At 37.5% G+C, this 16251-nt stretch carries 18 protein-coding genes; 3 read left to right on the top strand and 15 right to left on the bottom strand.

Annotated features, from left to right (window positions below; all coding sequences use genetic code 11):
* Positions 1 to 23: 23 nt before the first annotated feature.
* From rpmC to LN051_RS02600, 12 genes are all read right to left on the bottom strand, one after another.
* On the bottom strand, positions 24 to 233 hold the full coding sequence (gene rpmC, locus LN051_RS02655) for a 50S ribosomal protein L29 (protein WP_014613220.1): 210 nt from the start codon (positions 231 to 233) through the stop codon (positions 24 to 26).
* Entirely contained in the window at positions 223 to 657 is a 435-nt protein-coding gene (rplP, locus tag LN051_RS02650) for a 50S ribosomal protein L16 (protein WP_037567112.1), read from the bottom strand. Before rplP ends, rpmC begins: the two co-directional genes overlap by 11 nt.
* Before the next feature lie 2 nt (positions 658 to 659).
* Positions 660 to 1313: a 30S ribosomal protein S3 gene (gene rpsC / locus LN051_RS02645; protein ID WP_229293077.1), complete on the bottom strand. Its 654-nt coding sequence runs from the start codon at positions 1311 to 1313 to the stop codon at positions 660 to 662.
* Positions 1314 to 1335: 22 nt separating this feature from the next.
* On the bottom strand, positions 1336 to 1689 hold the full coding sequence (gene rplV / locus LN051_RS02640; protein ID WP_229293076.1) for a 50S ribosomal protein L22: 354 nt from the start codon (positions 1687 to 1689) through the stop codon (positions 1336 to 1338).
* Between the two features lie 31 nt (positions 1690 to 1720).
* The gene (gene rpsS, locus LN051_RS02635; RefSeq protein WP_014613216.1) at positions 1721 to 1999 is read right to left on the bottom strand and encodes a 30S ribosomal protein S19; all 279 of its coding nucleotides are present in this window, start codon (positions 1997 to 1999) and stop codon (positions 1721 to 1723) included.
* A 64-nt stretch (positions 2000 to 2063) separates the two neighbouring features.
* Complete coding sequence (gene rplB / locus LN051_RS02630; protein WP_229293075.1) at positions 2064 to 2897, bottom strand: 50S ribosomal protein L2; 834 nt, start codon at positions 2895 to 2897, stop codon at positions 2064 to 2066.
* Between the two features lie 30 nt (positions 2898 to 2927).
* Positions 2928 to 3203, bottom strand: a complete 276-nt coding sequence (gene rplW, locus LN051_RS02625) for a 50S ribosomal protein L23 (protein ID WP_044359574.1) — start codon at positions 3201 to 3203, stop codon at positions 2928 to 2930.
* A complete protein-coding gene (rplD, locus tag LN051_RS02620; RefSeq protein WP_229293074.1) occupies positions 3203 to 3826 on the bottom strand; it encodes a 50S ribosomal protein L4 in 624 nt (207 codons plus the stop codon). Before rplD ends, rplW begins: the two co-directional genes overlap by 1 nt.
* A gap of 26 nt (positions 3827 to 3852) precedes the next feature.
* Positions 3853 to 4512: a 50S ribosomal protein L3 gene (rplC, locus tag LN051_RS02615; protein ID WP_229293073.1), complete on the bottom strand. Its 660-nt coding sequence runs from the start codon at positions 4510 to 4512 to the stop codon at positions 3853 to 3855.
* A gap of 27 nt (positions 4513 to 4539) precedes the next feature.
* On the bottom strand, positions 4540 to 4848 hold the full coding sequence (gene rpsJ / locus LN051_RS02610; protein ID WP_001118667.1) for a 30S ribosomal protein S10: 309 nt from the start codon (positions 4846 to 4848) through the stop codon (positions 4540 to 4542).
* A 479-nt stretch (positions 4849 to 5327) separates the two neighbouring features.
* A complete protein-coding gene (locus tag LN051_RS02605; protein ID WP_229293072.1) occupies positions 5328 to 6662 on the bottom strand; it encodes an NCS2 family permease in 1335 nt (444 codons plus the stop codon).
* Between the two features lie 112 nt (positions 6663 to 6774).
* Positions 6775 to 8907 carry a DNA topoisomerase III gene (locus LN051_RS02600; RefSeq protein ID WP_229293071.1) on the bottom strand — a complete coding sequence of 711 codons (2133 nt, stop codon included), beginning with the start codon at positions 8905 to 8907 and terminating at the stop codon, positions 6775 to 6777.
* 121 nt (positions 8908 to 9028) lie between these two features.
* Between LN051_RS02600 and LN051_RS02595 the strand changes: the two genes are divergently transcribed.
* Positions 9029 to 9889: a GNAT family N-acetyltransferase gene (locus LN051_RS02595; protein ID WP_229293070.1), complete on the top strand. Its 861-nt coding sequence runs from the start codon at positions 9029 to 9031 to the stop codon at positions 9887 to 9889.
* A 144-nt stretch (positions 9890 to 10033) separates the two neighbouring features.
* Here LN051_RS02595 and LN051_RS02590 read toward each other — a convergent pair whose 3' ends face one another.
* A complete protein-coding gene (locus tag LN051_RS02590) occupies positions 10034 to 10948 on the bottom strand; it encodes an AEC family transporter (protein ID WP_229293069.1) in 915 nt (304 codons plus the stop codon).
* A 146-nt stretch (positions 10949 to 11094) separates the two neighbouring features.
* On the opposite strand from LN051_RS02590, the gene LN051_RS02585 reads away from it, so the two are divergent.
* Together LN051_RS02585 and mspA are read left to right on the top strand one after the other, a co-directional pair.
* Positions 11095 to 11268, top strand: coding sequence for an SE1832 family protein (locus LN051_RS02585; protein ID WP_229293068.1), 174 nt, complete (start codon positions 11095 to 11097; stop codon positions 11266 to 11268).
* A gap of 44 nt (positions 11269 to 11312) precedes the next feature.
* Positions 11313 to 11630, top strand: a complete 318-nt coding sequence (mspA, locus tag LN051_RS02580; protein ID WP_229293067.1) for a membrane stabilizing protein MspA — start codon at positions 11313 to 11315, stop codon at positions 11628 to 11630.
* 58 nt (positions 11631 to 11688) lie between these two features.
* On the opposite strand, the gene LN051_RS02575 is transcribed toward mspA, so the two are convergent.
* Together LN051_RS02575 and LN051_RS02570 are read right to left on the bottom strand one after the other, a co-directional pair.
* The gene (locus LN051_RS02575) at positions 11689 to 12843 is read right to left on the bottom strand and encodes an aminotransferase class I/II-fold pyridoxal phosphate-dependent enzyme (protein WP_229293066.1); all 1155 of its coding nucleotides are present in this window, start codon (positions 12841 to 12843) and stop codon (positions 11689 to 11691) included.
* A 201-nt stretch (positions 12844 to 13044) separates the two neighbouring features.
* Complete coding sequence (locus LN051_RS02570; RefSeq protein WP_229293065.1) at positions 13045 to 16200, bottom strand: efflux RND transporter permease subunit; 3156 nt, start codon at positions 16198 to 16200, stop codon at positions 13045 to 13047.
* Between the last annotated feature and the right edge of the window lie 51 nt (positions 16201 to 16251).

Genomic DNA, 16251 nt, shown 5'->3' with positions numbered 1-16251 from the left:
TTAGTAACCTCCTCTTTCAACTATTATTGGTTTGCTTTTCCTTGTTCTAATTCTCTTTCACGTGCAACAGTTTTAAGACGTGCAATTGTTTTTCTGACTGTCTTGATACGTGCCGTCTCTTCTAATTGACCTGTAGCTAATTGAAAGCGTAGGTTAAAAAGCTCTTCTTTCGATGATTTGATTTGCTCTTCGATTTCTGAAGTGGTTAAGTCTCTAATTTCCTTAGCTTTCATTTGTTTCACCACCCAATTCTTCACGTTTTACAAACTTCGTTTTAACTGGAAGTTTGTGGCTCGCTAAACGTAATGCTTCACGCGCAACTTCTTCAGATACGCCTGCAACTTCAAATAAAATACGACCTGGTTTTACAACTGCGATCCAGCCTTCTACCGCACCTTTACCAGCACCCATACGTACTTCTAAAGGTTTTTTAGTATATGGTGTATGAGGGAAGATTTTAATCCAAACTTTCCCGCCACGTTTCATGTAACGTGTCATAGCGATACGAGCTGATTCGATTTGACGAGAAGTGATCCAAGATGTTGTTGTTGCTTGTAAACCAAATTCGCCAAATGTTACGTAGTTACCGCCTTTTGAACGACCTTTAGTGTCAGGACGATGTTGACGACGATATTTTACACGCTTTGGTAGTAACATAATTATTTTCCTCCTTCACTATTTTTCTTAGTAGGAAGAACTTCACCACGATAGATCCATACTTTAACACCTAACTTACCATAAGTTGTGTCAGCTTCAGCATGTGCATAGTCGATGTCTGCACGTAATGTATGAAGTGGTACAGTTCCTTCAGAATATTGTTCAGCACGCGCGATGTCAGCGCCACCTAAACGACCTGATACTTGAGTTTTGATACCTTTAGCACCAAGTTTCATAGCTCTTCCGATTGCTTGTTTTTGTACACGGCGGAATGATGCACGGTTTTCTAATTGACGTGCGATATTTTCAGCAACTAAACGTGCGTTTAAATCAACTTTCTTGATTTCAACAACGTTGATGTGTACTTTTTTATCAGTTAATTGGTTTAACTTGTTACGAAGTTTTTCGATCTCTGAACCGCCTTTACCGATTACCATACCTGGTTTACCAGTATGAATTGCGATGTTAATGCGGTTAGCAGCACGTTCGATATCTACGTGAGATACTGCTGCATCTTTTAATGCATTATCAATAAATTTACGAATTTTTAAGTCTTCGTGTAATAATGATGCGAAATCTTTTTCAGCGAACCATTTCGCTTCCCAGTCGCGAATTACACCAACACGAAGTCCGATTGGATTAATTTTTTGACCCACGGTATTCCCTCCTTAGTATTTATTAAGCTTCTTGTGCTTCTTCTTTACCATCACTTACTACGATAGTAATGTGGCTTGTTCTTTTGTTAATTGCGCTAGCGCGTCCTTGAGCACGTGGACGGAAACGTTTTAATGTTGGTCCTTCATTAGCGTAAGCTTCTTTTACAACTAATTCGTCAGTGTTCATACCATAGTTGTGCTCAGCATTAGCTAAAGCGGACATTAATAATTTTTCTACTACTGGAGAAGAAGCTTTGTTTGTTACTTTTAAAATAGCTACTGCTTCTCTTACGTCTTTTCCTCTAATTAGATCTAATACTAATCTAACTTTACGAGGTGCGATTCTGATTGTTCTAGCAACCGCTTTTGCTTCCATTCGTTTTTCCTCCTCTACTTACTAGTCAATATTATCTTCTTGTTTTCTTGTCGTCTGCAGCGTGTCCTTTGAAAGTACGTGTTGGAGCAAATTCACCTAATTTGTGACCAACCATATCTTCAGTTACGTATACAGGTACGTGTTTGCGACCATCATATACTGCAAATGTGTGTCCAATGAAGTTTGGGAAAATTGTTGAACGACGTGACCATGTTTTGATTACTTGTTTCTTTTCGCTGTCGCCTTGAGCTTCAACTTTTTTCATTAAATGATCATCGACGAAAGGTCCCTTTTTAATACTACGAGCCATAGTGGCGCCTCCTTTCTTATTGTGTGCGTGCAGCTAAGAAGCCGCACACCCAAATAAGCTATTTTTATTTTTTCTTACGTCTACGTACGATAAGTTTGTCAGAATGTTTCTTACCACGACGTGTTTTCTTACCAAGCGTTGGTTTACCCCAAGGTGACATTGGAGATGGACGTCCGATTGGCGCACGGCCTTCACCACCACCGTGTGGGTGATCGTTAGGGTTCATTACAGAACCACGAACAGTAGGTCTTTTACCTAACCATCTAGATTTACCAGCTTTACCAACGTTTACAAGTTCGTGTTGAAGGTTACCAACTTGACCAACTGTAGCACGGCAAGTTGAAAGAATCATACGTACTTCACCAGAACGAAGTCTTACAAGAACGTATTTACCTTCTTTACCTAATACTTGAGCACTAGCACCAGCTGAACGTGCGATTTGACCGCCACGACCTGGTTTTAACTCGATATTGTGAATTACTGTACCTACAGGAATGTCTTTTAATTGAAGTGCGTTACCAACTTTGATGTCAGCTTCAGAACCACTTTCAATAATTTGACCTACTTGTAATCCTTTAGGTGCGATGATGTAACGTTTCTCACCATCTGCGTATACGATTAATGCAATGTTTGCTGATCTGTTTGGATCATATTGGATAGAATCAACTTTACCAGCAATTCCATCTTTATTACGTTTGAAATCAATCACACGGTATTGACGTTTGTGTCCGCCACCATGATGACGTACAGTCAATTTACCTTGGTTGTTACGACCCGCTTTTTTCGGTAGCGGTTGTAATAATGACTTTTCAGGTTTAGATTCTGTAATTTCAGCAAAATCTAAAGTAGTCATATTACGACGACCATTTGTAATTGGCTTATAATGTTTTAATGCCATTGTCGCTTACCTCCTTATTGGTATAATTTTTTAGTTGAATAAGTCGATTTGACCTTCTTTTAAAGTTACGATAGCTTTACGGCGTTTGTTTGTATAGCCTTGGTAACGGCCCATACGTTTCTTTTTAGGTTTGTAGTTAATGATGTTTACATTCGCTACTTTTACATCGAAGATTTCTTCAACAGCTGTTTTAACTTGTGTTTTGTTAGCACGTACATCTACATCGAATGTGTATTTGTCCTCAGCCATTGCTTCAGATGATTTTTCAGTGATTACGGGGCGCTTTAGAATGTCTCTAGCTTCCATTATCCGAGCACCTCCTCAACTTTTTTAACTGCTTCTTCAGTGATTAAAACACTGTCAGCGTGTGTTAAATCTAATACGTTTAATCCTTCAGGAGTAGTGATTTGAACACCAGGGATGTTACGTGCAGATAATTCAACGTTTACATCTTCACCAAGTGTTACAACTAAAACTTTCTTAGGTAATTCTAAGTTAGTTAATGTTGTTTTGAAGTCTTTTGTTTTTGGTGCGTCTAAGTTGAAGTTATCAACGATTTTAAGTCCATTTTCTTGAACTTTGTAAGATAATGCAGAACGTAATGCTAAACGACGCATTTTTTTAGGCATTTTGTAGCCGTAGCTTCTTGGTGTTGGACCAAATACTACGCCACCACCGCGCCATTGTGGAGCACGGATTGTACCTTGACGCGCACGTCCAGTACCTTTTTGTCTCCATGGTTTACGTCCACCACCACGAACAGCTGAACGATTTTTAACCGCGTGTGTTCCTTGGCGTAATGAAGCGCGTTGTAAGTTAATCGCTTCGAATAATACTTCATTGTTAGGTTCGATTGCGAATACTGCATCGCTAAGTTCAACTGAACCAGCTTTAGATCCGTCAACTTTTAATACATCATAATTTGCCATTATGCATTTCCTCCTTTCGCTACTTATTATTTGTTAGCTTTAACTGCTGTTTGGATTTGAACAAAACCTTTTTTAGGTCCAGGTACGTTACCTTTAACTAAAATCACGTTGTTTTCCGTGTCTACTTGAACAACTTCTAAGTTTTGAACAGTGACAGTATTACCGCCCATACGGCCTGGTAATTTTTGTCCTTTAAATACGCGTGACGCATCTGACGCCATACCGATTGAACCTGGTGCTCTGTGGAAATGAGAACCGTGTGACATTGGTCCGCGAGATTGGTTGTGACGCTTAATCGCACCTTGGAAGCCTTTACCTTTTGAAGTTCCTGTTACGTCAATAATGTCGCCTGCTTCGAATGTATCTACTGAGACTTCTTGACCTACTTCGTATGCTTCAGTATCAATGTTTCTGAATTCACGAATGAAGCGCTTAGGTGCAACGCCAGCTTTTTTAGCATGACCTTCAGCTGGTTTGTTTGCGTATTTGTTTGTTTTGCTATCTTTTTTGTAAGCTAATTTGTCATCAAAACCGATTTGTATAGCGTTGTAGCCATCGATTTCTTCAGTTTTCTTTTGTAATACTAAATTTCCTTTTGCTTCTACTACTGTTACTGGAATTAAGTCTCCGTTTTCACCGAATACTTGTGTCATTCCAATTTTTCTTCCTAAGATTCCTTTGGTCATCGAAAGTCCACCTCCTAAAATTTTCTATTATAATTTAATTTCGATGTCTACACCTGATGGTAAGTTTAAGCCCATTAAAGCATCTACTGTTTTTGGTGTAGGGTTAACAATGTCGATTAAACGTTTGTGTGTACGTTGTTCGAATTGCTCACGAGAATCTTTGTACTTATGCACCGCACGGATGATTGTGTACACTGATTTTTCTGTTGGTAATGGGATTGGTCCTGATACGTCTGCACCAGAACGTTTCGCAGTTTCAACAATTTTTTCAGCTGATTGATCGATTACACGGTGATCATAAGCTTTTAATCTGATTCTGATTTTTTGTTTTGCCATAATTTACCCTCCTTATTCGTCTTCATTAGTGATAAGACTTCTCCACGAAAACTATCTTACACAACGCCATGGCAAAGCGGCCGGGTGTGTCAGTAACCTTTCGCTTCATCGCATTAAAAGTCCAACATTAGACATTTTACACGAAAAGAATGGATAATTCAACCTTTTCTTGTAAAATCTTCTGTCTAATTCACATACCATATTATTTTACTTCATATAAGCCACTACATCAATACTTTTTTCCGAATTCCTTCAATATTTTTTAGATACGTTTTTCTTAACTTTTTTTAATCCCGCTATTTTTTTCCTATATAAATGAAAGAAAAGAGGCAATCCCGAAATCGTTTTGATTACGGGATTGCCTCCACAGAATTGTCTAGATTGAAAAAGCTTTGTAACTTAGACAACAACTATAAACTTTAAATGTCTAGTATGGCATAAGCGCTCACCTTCATGCGCTACCCTATCTTGTCTTAATTTTAACCGTGCACGAATATGAAATATAAAATGAATATTGCGAGTAAACCATACATGATTGGATGGACTTCTCTATGACGTTTCGTTAAAACCATTGTAATTGGGTAAAAAATGAACCCGCATGCGATACCTGTTGCAATAGAATAAGATAATGGCATCATAATAATGGTCACAAATGCCGGTACTGCTACTTCGAAATTCTTCCAACTAATAGATGCTAAACTTGATGCCATTAATACACCAACAACAACTAAAGCTGGTGTCGTTACAGCTGGTGTTACGACTGCCATTAGCGGGCTAAAAAATAACGCTAATAAAAAGCAGATACCTGTAATTATACTTGCGAAACCTGTGCGCGCACCTACCGCTACACCAGAAGTCGATTCAATATATGATGTCGTCGTTGTTGTGCCGAAAACAGCACCAACCATTGTCGCCAATGAATCTGAGAATAGTGCGCGTCCTGCTCTAGGCAATCGATTATTCTTCATAAATCCAGCCTGTGAGGCAACTGCCACAATCGTACCTGCTGTATCAAAGAAATCAATGAATAAAAATGTCAAAATAACAATCAAAAATTGTACTGTGAAAAGTTGTGCAGGATCTTGAAATGCTTCAAATGCGGCACCAAAAGTTGGCGCAATGCTAGGTACTTTACCAATAACACCTGACGGCGGTGCAATTTGATGTGTTACAAGTCCAGCTATTGCTGTTAAAACCATTCCAATAAATATCGCGCCCGGTACCTTTTTAGCATATAAAACAATCGTAATAATAATACCAAAGACTGCTAATAATACATGTGGTTCTGTTAATTTACCTAATGTGACGAGCGTCGCATCTTGTTTCGTAATAATACCTGAACTTTGCAAACCTACAAAAGTAATAAATAGTCCTATCCCTGAAGAAACGGCCATTTTCATTTCAAAAGGGATGGCATTAATTATCGTTTCTCGTAACCCTGTAGCTGTTAAGATAGCAAATATAAAGCCTGAAAAAAGTACGCCAGTCAAACCTGTTTGCCATGGGATTCCCATCGTTAATACAACTGTAAATGCAAAAAATGCATTCAGTCCCATTCCTGGCGCTAGTGCAATCGGATATCTCGCTATAATTCCCATAAATAAGCAACCTATAAAAGCGGCTAGTGCCGTTGCTACAAAGATAGCGCCTTGGTCCATTTTTTGATCTGCAGGCACCCCATCTACACCTGCTAAACTTAAAATTTGTGGGTTCACTGCTAAGATATACGCCATAGACAAAAACGTTGTTAATCCACCAAGGATTTCACGTTTATAATTCGTTTGATGTTCATCAAAACGGAAGTATCGCTTCACTTTAATTATCTCCTTTTATCAAAATACTTTCATATTTTAATATGTCAAAACGCAATTTTCAACAAAATTTCCGAACTTTATATACTAAATGATTATTTAAGTTCGATTTTCGTCATAATTTCAATCCTTTTAAAGCATCTTTAAATGGATTGTTGTCAATGTCATCTTCTTTCATATACTTCTTCATATCACGTTTCGATACTTTGTCCTTACCTTTTGATTTTAAGCGTAGATTCATTTGTGCTTGTGTTTCTGTATGACCACATACACAGCGATACGTTGCTTGAGGACCTGTTCCAAATTTAGTCAACCGCTTCTTACATTGCGGACATCTCGCTTTAGTCTGTGTTTTAACGTCTTTTTTTGTCTTACATGATGGATCTTGACATACAAGCATAGAACCATTCTTTGTTTTAACTTTAAGCATAAATTTACCACACGTTGGACATTCGGCTGATGTTAAATTATCGTGCTTATATTTTTGATCACTTTCTTTAATAGTATGAATCACGTTATTCGTAAACTGTTTCATTTCTTCAATAAATTGTTGACGTTTATATTGTCCTTTTTCAATTCGAAGCAACTTGTCCTCCCATTCAGCAGTAAGCATAGGAGAGGTCAACGCTTGAGGCGCCAATGATAAAATTTGAGCCCCTTTTGAAGTTACTTTCAATTTACCGTCATGACTTTCAATCGCATTCATATTAAATAATTTTTCTATGATGTCTGCGCGCGTTGCAACTGTCCCGATGCCCCCTGTCGCTTTGAGCGTTTCAGCGGACTGCTTATTATCCAGCTTGAAAAATTGCTCTGGGTGTTCCATAGCTTTCAGCAACGTCCCCTCATTAAAATAAGCAGGCGGTGTCGTTTGATGCGTAACAATCTGCACATTTGAAATTTGTTTTGTTTCATCTTTTGTAAATGTTACTCGCTGTTCATTATGTCGCTCCTCTTTATTCAACGCTTTATAACCTAACTGAACCGTTTCATCATTTTTATAGATGAAGTGATGTTTGCCGATTTGTCCTGTCACGCGACGTTCGATGTAACGATAAGGTTCAGATAACACTTCAAGAAAACGTTGTGCAACAAGGAGGTAAACCTTCTTTTCATTCGCTCCTAAATCATCCATATTCGGTCGTACTTCTGTAGGAATAATAGCATGGTGATCAGATACTTTTTGATTATTAATGCATGGATGTTTAGCAGTATATGATTTGTGCACAAGCGTTTGCGCGTGCGCTTTATACTCTGTGGCCATCGTCGCCTGAATTCGTTCTTTTATCGTCCCAACCATATCTGTTGTTAAATAATTTGAATCCGTTCTCGGATACGTTAACACTTTATGGCGCTCGTATAAACTTTGTAACGCATTTAAAGTCTGTTTTGCCCCTATTTTGTACCGTTGATATGCAGTTTGTTGTAAATCTGTTAAATTAAATAAACGTCCCGGATACGCTTTTTTCTCTTTTTCATGCACACTGACAATTTTCATCAATTGATGCTGCATGTTTGACACGATAGTTTCTAGCGGCTTTTTATCAAATTCACGTTGTTGTTGTTCTAACTTAAAACGCGCATCTCCAACGGTACATTCAAGCGTATAGTAGGCTTTAGGCGTAAAATTTTTGATTTCTTCTTGTCTTTGCTGAATGAGTTTAATTGTCGGCGTTTGCACACGTCCTAAAGAAAGTTGCGCATCATAACGTGTCGTCAATGCACGTGTGGCATTAATTCCGACAATCCAGTCAGCTTCACTTCGAGCTAAAGCTGCTTGATATAAAGGGTAATAATGCTTTGCATCTTTAAGCTGTCGAAACCCTTGCTGAATCGCTTTAGTCGTCACAGAACTAACCCATAAACGTTTAAGCGGTTTTTTAATACGAACTTTATCTAAGATGAGCCTTGCTACCAATTCACCTTCACGACCTGCATCTGTCGCTATAATCACTTCTTTAATATCATCTCTTTTCAAAAGATGTTGTACCGTATTAAATTGCTTTCTCGTCTTACCAATCACGACCGTCTTCATATATTTAGGAATGATAGGTAAATCTTCTAAACGCCATTGTTGGTACTTTTTATCGTATTGTTCTGGTGTAGCATTGGTCACTAAATGCCCTAAAGCCCACGTAATAATATAATGTTGATTTTCAATGTAACCATTTTTAGCATTGGTCACATTTAATGCTTTAGCAATATCCCTACCCACTGATGGTTTTTCTGCTAATACTAAAGATTTCATTGATATTCTCCTGTTCCGTCTTAATATTAACGTTATTGTAACATGCCATATGCGTGTATACTTCCATTTCCTAGTAAAACAACTTATAATTAGTTTAACGAAACCTTTAAGGAGGGACACTATGAAAGTTACACAAGTCACTTCCGTTGAACGTATTTCAGATTTTATTAGAGAAAATATAGCTACTTCTCAGTCCTATACTAATAAGCTCCCAATACATTATGAGAAAGCTTATCAAATGTATCTCGATGAAGCGATAAAAACAACAGGTATTTTTGTATTAGAAGATGAAGATAGCATTCAGATGGCGCTCATGTGCATTCCTTATATTGAAAAGCGTTATAAAGTTATTGGCCCAATTACTAAAAAAGGTTATGTCCCAACTGGAGAGGCTTTTGAGTATTTGTTTAACGCAGCCATCGCTAATAATGAGCAAGCAGCAACTTATTATTTTGCATATGCAGCTGAAAACGAACATATTAAAGCTTATATGAAAACGATAGGTGCATCTTATACGTTTACTGATTATCACCTTTCCACTCAGACAGACTTAGGCGAAACTGAAAATCTCCATCATATCATTGATTATAAGCCTGTTTATTTCAAATATTTTCAAAAATTACACGAAGAAACATTCTCTCATAATGCTATGAACGCTGAAGAAATAGTAACTTCACTAAATGAAAATCATCAACTTATGTTATATATGGCTGAAGGTTTACTTAAAGGCTATCTCTATTTAATTATCAATGAAAAAGAAGGCCACGCCGAAATCCGTTATTTTTCTTCCCATACACATTATCGTCTTAAAGGCATTGCTTTCGACCTTATTAAACATGCCATTCATGTGGCTTTGTCCCGTGATGGCATCGAAAATGTTCATTTCAAAATCCGTAGTAAAAACCATCGTCTTGTAGAACGTTTCCACGAGTTCGGGTTCGAAATGACTTCTGAATATCGCAAATTTAAACTCGTCCGCTAATTGAAATAAACTGATATCTTTTAATATTGTCCTTTATCCAACAAAATGGCTAGAAATGAAAAGAGCATATAACGCTCTTTTCATTTCTAGCCATCTTTTTATCGTCCATAAATTGCTTATGCTTTTATACGCCTTTCTATGCTTTCAAGACGTTAAAAAGAAATATTGATACATGTATAAAATACAAATGTTAATAACCACCGTAATATTACTTGCCATCGCAATCATCGGAAGTGTTTTATATTGAAATTGGACGGCATAGGATAATACGGCTACACCCACTGGCAGTAACCAAATTAATTGCAATGTTGTTTTGATCATATCGTCAGATACAGGTAGGAAAAAGTATACGAGCAGTCCGCATATGAGTCCTAAACCATAATGTAGGCTTAAATATTTTAACGTTAAAGGTAAAAAGCGGCGTTCGATTTTAAAATCGAGTAATACACCTAACAAAATCATAGACAATGGTAAGTTCGCTTTCCCCAGTATGTTAAAAAAATCTAACATAACCGTTGGCAGTTCGAAGTGTACTAAATTAAGTAAAAGCATAATCACATAAGTCATTAAAGGCACTGATTTCAAACAACTAATGATTATCGTACGCACAGTCACCATACTTTTAGCATTTTTATAATAGCCCGCTATAATATACGTTACACCAAACATGAGTAACGCTCCACCTAAATCTGCCATCCCAAAATATAAGAGCCCTTTCGTTGGCCACATTTCTTGAACTAAAGGATACGCAAAAATGCCAATGTTCAAAGAAGCTATTAACATGGCTACAGTCCCTTTCGTTTCGTTATCATATTTAAAAAATAGCCACAGTACGAAGCCTTTTGTAAGCAACCCATAAAGTATCATCATGAGCGGTAACACAGAAAGCGCGGGCGTTAACGTGACATTATTTAAATTAGCGATGACGACAGAAGGTAACGTGACGTTTAAAACCAATGTTGTTAATACTTTCGCTTCTGACCCTTTAACATATCCTAAACGCTTCAAAGCATAACCTAATACAATTAATACTATAATCATCACAAAGCGTTCTGTCATTCGTATTCGCCCTCCTTTTTAATTTGATTTCACAGAGGTTTCTTGATAAATTGAAATTCAATATATAAGCTTAAACATCAGTTTTCTTGTAATAATATGTTTTAAGCGTGTTATAATGATAACGATAAATAAGGAGGCTAACTTTTATGAATTTAGAATCCCAACTTCAAGAATTGAAAATGGATTACGTGCGTTTACAAGGTGATCTTGAAAAACGCGAATCTACTGGCCAACAAGTAGATCCTTTAATTCAACAACTGGAAGCCATTGAACATCAAATCGCAAACGTACGTCAACAACTTCAACAACAATCAAAATAATTAAGAATCTTTTGTGATAGGGATAGATTAGAAAGGACAAAGACATGCTTATTTATTTCCTTTTATTGCCATTATTGTATTTAATTGTAAGTTACCTCAGTATTTTTAAAATGAATTCGAAATTCGCAAGTGTATTACGCATAATTATGGCAGTTATACTCATTTTTGTTATTGCTACATCGCTAACATATCATCTTATGAATACATGGTGGTTATTCGTCGTTTTACTCTTGTTAATTGGTAACGTGGAAACAACCGCATTTAAGTTTTCAAAGAATGATGCTAAAGGTGTATCGATTTTAAATATGATGACGGTATTAATTTTTATAATTTACACTATCCTAACCATCGTACTCATTTAAATAGCGCATTAAAAACCGTGTTAAGGGAGCCTATATCGCACCTTAGCACGTTTTTACTTTAATTACGGTATAGCTCCGATAATCCAGAGAGTCGTTTTAAAGCTTCATTGAGTTGTACATCATCAATCGCAAAGGATATCCGAACGTAGCCTTCCCCTTCTTCCCCAAATGGGTGGCCTGGCGCAACCAAAATAGAGCACTCCTGAAGTAAATACGCTACAAATGCATCACTCGTATAACCTTTAGGACATGGCAACCATAAGAAAATACCGCCTTTAATAGGTGTAAATGGAATGTTCGCTTCAGATAGCTTTGCTTCAATTATTTTTCTCCTTAAATTAAAGCATTCTGCTTGAGCACGTAACACATCATCATATTCATTTAAAGCCACCGTACACGCATCTTGCAAGGCCCCATACATGCCCGCCTGTGTATGTGTATGATATTTTTTTAAATTGCGTATCATTGCTTCATTACCGACCGCAAAGCCCACACGATACCCCGACATGTTATAACCTTTTGAAAATGAAAACACTTCAATCGCACGAGACTTAGCGCCTTTTGCACTCAATATACTAGGGTTGGGGGCGTCAAAACCAAATGCTTGATAAGCAAAATCATGCACCAATAACGTCTCAGTACCTTTAAAATAATCGACAGTTTCTTGAAAAAATTTAGGTGTCGCTACAGAACCGGTTGGGTTATTCGGATAAGTTAAATAAACTAATTTCGTATTCGAGGTATCTAAATGAGACCACTTAGGCAAATAATCATTTTCAGGATATAACTTTAAAGGCTTCGGCTTACCACGTGCTAACAAAACACCTGCTTCATAATCTGTATACCCAGGATCAGGGAGTAATACTTCATCACCAGGTTCAATGACACATGTCGGCAATGCAACTAGACCGTTTTTCGTTCCATAAAATAAACAAACTTCTGTTTCTGGGTTGAGTGTCACATTAAAATGTCGATAATAAAAATCAACAATCGCCTGTTTAAAAGCTGTTTTACCATGAAACGCTAAATATTTTTGGTTTTCAGTTTTTCGTATTGCATGCGCTAACGCGTCTAATATTTTTTCTGGCGTATTCGCATCAAGAATACCTACTGCAAGATTAATTAACGGCAGTGGACCGTGTGTTACTGCTTTCCCCATCGTTTTACCAAAATAACTTTCCGGTATGCGTTTTAAAATTGACGTCTCGTCCATGGGCACTCCTCCTTTAATAACAAACATACACATTGGTTTATCAATAGAGACTTAATGTCTGCACTTCAAATACATAAAGGGGAAAGCGTATAGACCCTTCCCCCTTTTAAGTGTGTACTTAATGCCTTATTCACAGTGTACTATTAAGTTATACCCTTAATTGTTACATTACGCATGCGATTTAATATGCATTGTTGAAAATCACTTATTTTTACGTCTTAATTTAGCTTTAAGGGTAAATAAAATTTCATAAATGACAGGTACGACGATGAGCGTCAGTAACGTCGATGATAATAATCCGCCAATTACCGTTGCAGCTAAGCCTTTTGAAATAAGTACGGAACTGTTTTGACCAAAGAGCAATGGAACTAAAGCGCCAATTGTTGCAATTGCCGTCATTAATATTGGTCGAATACGCGTGCTTCCTGCCTCAAGTAATGCTTCTTTCATAGGCATACCACTTTTCTCATTGTTAATGACACGGTCTATCAGTACGATTGCGTTGGTTACTACTATACCAATTAACATTAGCAAACCAATCATACTAGGTACTGATAATGTTTCGCCTGTGGCAATCAAAGCTAATACAACGCCGATGACGGTATAAGGTAAGGAGAATAAAATTGTAAATGGGGCTAAGCCGCCTTTGAACGTCAGCACAAGCACTAAATACACGATAATCACAGCTGCAAGCATGGCAACAAGTAATTGCGTGAATGCTTCATTAATGTCGTCATTCGTACCACCAACAGATGTTTTAACATTGTTTGGTTTGTCGATATTATTAAGAGTTTTCATTACGTTTTGCGTAATCGTTCCTACGTCTTTACCTGAAATCGTTGCCGAAACTGTACTTGTGTAGTCTCCGCCTTCTTTTACAAACGAATTCGGTGTTGTCGTCTTTTCTAACGTTGCGATATCACTCAATTTGAGATTTTCATTTACCGGTGAAGGAACCGGTGTATTTTCTAGTTTAGATTGTGTCCATTGTGTTTCCTTTTTGTTTTTCACCACAACATCGTACGTTTCCTTACCTTCTTTCACTTTTGAAATCGTACTGTCAGGAATATTTTGATTCAATAACATAGCCAGTTGTCCTGCTGTAATTCCGTTCTCTCCAGCACGTTTTTGATTCACTTTCACTTCATATTGTTCGTACGTTTCAGAGAGGTCAGATTTTACATTCGTTAACCCATCGATTTTGCCTATGCGCTTTTCTACCTCTTTTACAGTGCCTTGAATTGCATGCGTTGAAGGTCCTGTAACTTGGACATCCAATTGGTTAGATCCAGCGCCTGAACTCATATCAAGATTTTTCCAGTCTCCGGGATGTTTATATTTTGCAATGTGTTTGAGTACACGTTCGGGTTCTGTTTCAAAATTCGGCGTATCAGAAGCATATTGCACCATCAATGCCGTGCTATTCGTACTTCCTGTTGGATCTGCAGGCGAAGGTCCTCCTACTGAATACTGGACATTGCGCACTTTATCTTTACTATTTAAATACTTTTGTACTTGCTCAGCATTTTTTAAAACATTTTCTTTCGTCTCTCCTGGCTTTGGTTTATACGTTAACGCCATAAATTTATCTTCTCCAGCAGAAATAAAGCTCGTCCCAATTTTCATACTGCCTAGTACAATACTACTTATTAAAATCAGTGTACTTAAAATAATTACAATCCACTTATGATCAAGGCTCCATCCTAAAACTTTACGATAGCCACGGCTTATTCGCCCTAAATGATGTTTAGGTTGACGTTTCAAACCGTTTTTAAAGAATACAGAGCCAAGTACTGGCACAATCGTAATTGAAATGAGTAATGACGCAAGCAAGCTAAAGGTTACCGCATAAGCAAAAGGCCTAAACATTTCTCCTACAGATCCTGTAACGAAAGCGAGCGGCGCAAATACAACGATTGTGACGAGCGTTGAAGACATAATAGGAATAAATACTTCTTTCGTCGCGTCAATAATCAAACGCTCTCCACTTAAAGTTTCGTCTTTTTTAGCCAATCGACGATAAATATTTTCAATAACTACAATCGCATCATCGATAACACGTCCTACCGCAACAGTCAGTGCTCCTAAAGTTAAAATATTTAAAGAGACATCCGTTAGTTTGAGTGCAACCATAGCAATTAAAATAGATAATGGGATAGATACAACCGAAATCGCTGTCATTTTAATATTTCTTAGGAAAAGTAAAATAACAATAATGGCCACGATAGCACCAAGAAGTGCTTTTTCAATCATTGTAGATAAGGCATCTTTAATCGGTTTCGCCGTATCCATAATCTTGACTGTTTTCAAATCGGAATTTCCGTCTACAAAGTCTTTTATCGTTTGGTCGACTTTGTTTGCTACAGCTACTGTATTGGCATCTTGTGATTTCACAATTTGTACATCTACCGCATCTTTACCATTTGTTTTTGAAATGGAGTTGCGTTCGTCTGCAAGTTTCACGTCTGCCAATTCACTTAACCGAACGGTCTTAGCGTCTGGCACTGCAGAACCGCTTGGCGGTGTGCTCATTGCTGTATTTTCACTTTGCTGGCCATCCTCATTTGTGTCGCTACTTTGACTTTGGGATGAGCCAGAAGACTGACGTGCAATAGCTAAAGGAATTTCTAAATTTTTTAATGCGTCAACAGAAGTCAGTTGTCCGTCCACAACAACTGATTTTTCATTGTTTCCAAATTGAAAAAGGCCTAATGGCGTTTCTTTCGTAGCACCTTTAATGTAATCCGAAACTTGTTGCTGATTTAAGCCTACTTCATGTAATTTCTTCTCATCGAAAGTAATGGTCGCTTCACGGGCCGTTTGACCATTAGCCGTAGCACGTTGTACACCTTCAATTTCTTGTAAACGTGGTATGAGATTGTTTTCTATTTCTTTTGTCGTCGTCTTAACATCGTTATCTTTATGTAAGAAAGAATAGGCCACGACAGGAAAAGCATACATAGAATTACGCTTAATCTCAGGGTCTTGAACACCTTCAGGAAACTTCATTTTTTGCAGTGTTTTCTGTATTTGTTGTTCTGCTTTATCTAAATCTGTTTGATCATCAAAATTCACTGTGACCATTGAAGCGTTAGATAATGACTCTGTTTTGACGTCCGTCACATCTGCCATACCTCTAATCTCTTCATCAATAGGATCACTGACTTCTTTCATGACAGTTTCAGGGGTTGCCCCAGGCATCGTTGTCATAATCGTCATCATAGGTGGCTCTGTATCCGGTAAAAGTTCTAGTCTCATTTTAAAACTCGAATAAACGCCACCTAAAATCACTAACAATACGATTAACACAATTGCGAATTTGTTTGATAGCGAAAAATCTATCAGTTTTTTTATCACTTGTATCTCTCCCTTGTCATCCAACTTAATGCTAAGTTAACACATTTCAAC

Source organism: Staphylococcus ratti (assembly GCF_020883535.1).
Lineage (GTDB): Bacteria > Bacillota > Bacilli > Staphylococcales > Staphylococcaceae > Staphylococcus > Staphylococcus ratti.
Note: the sequence above shows the minus strand (reverse complement) of the source record. Positions and strands in the feature narration are given on the sequence as shown.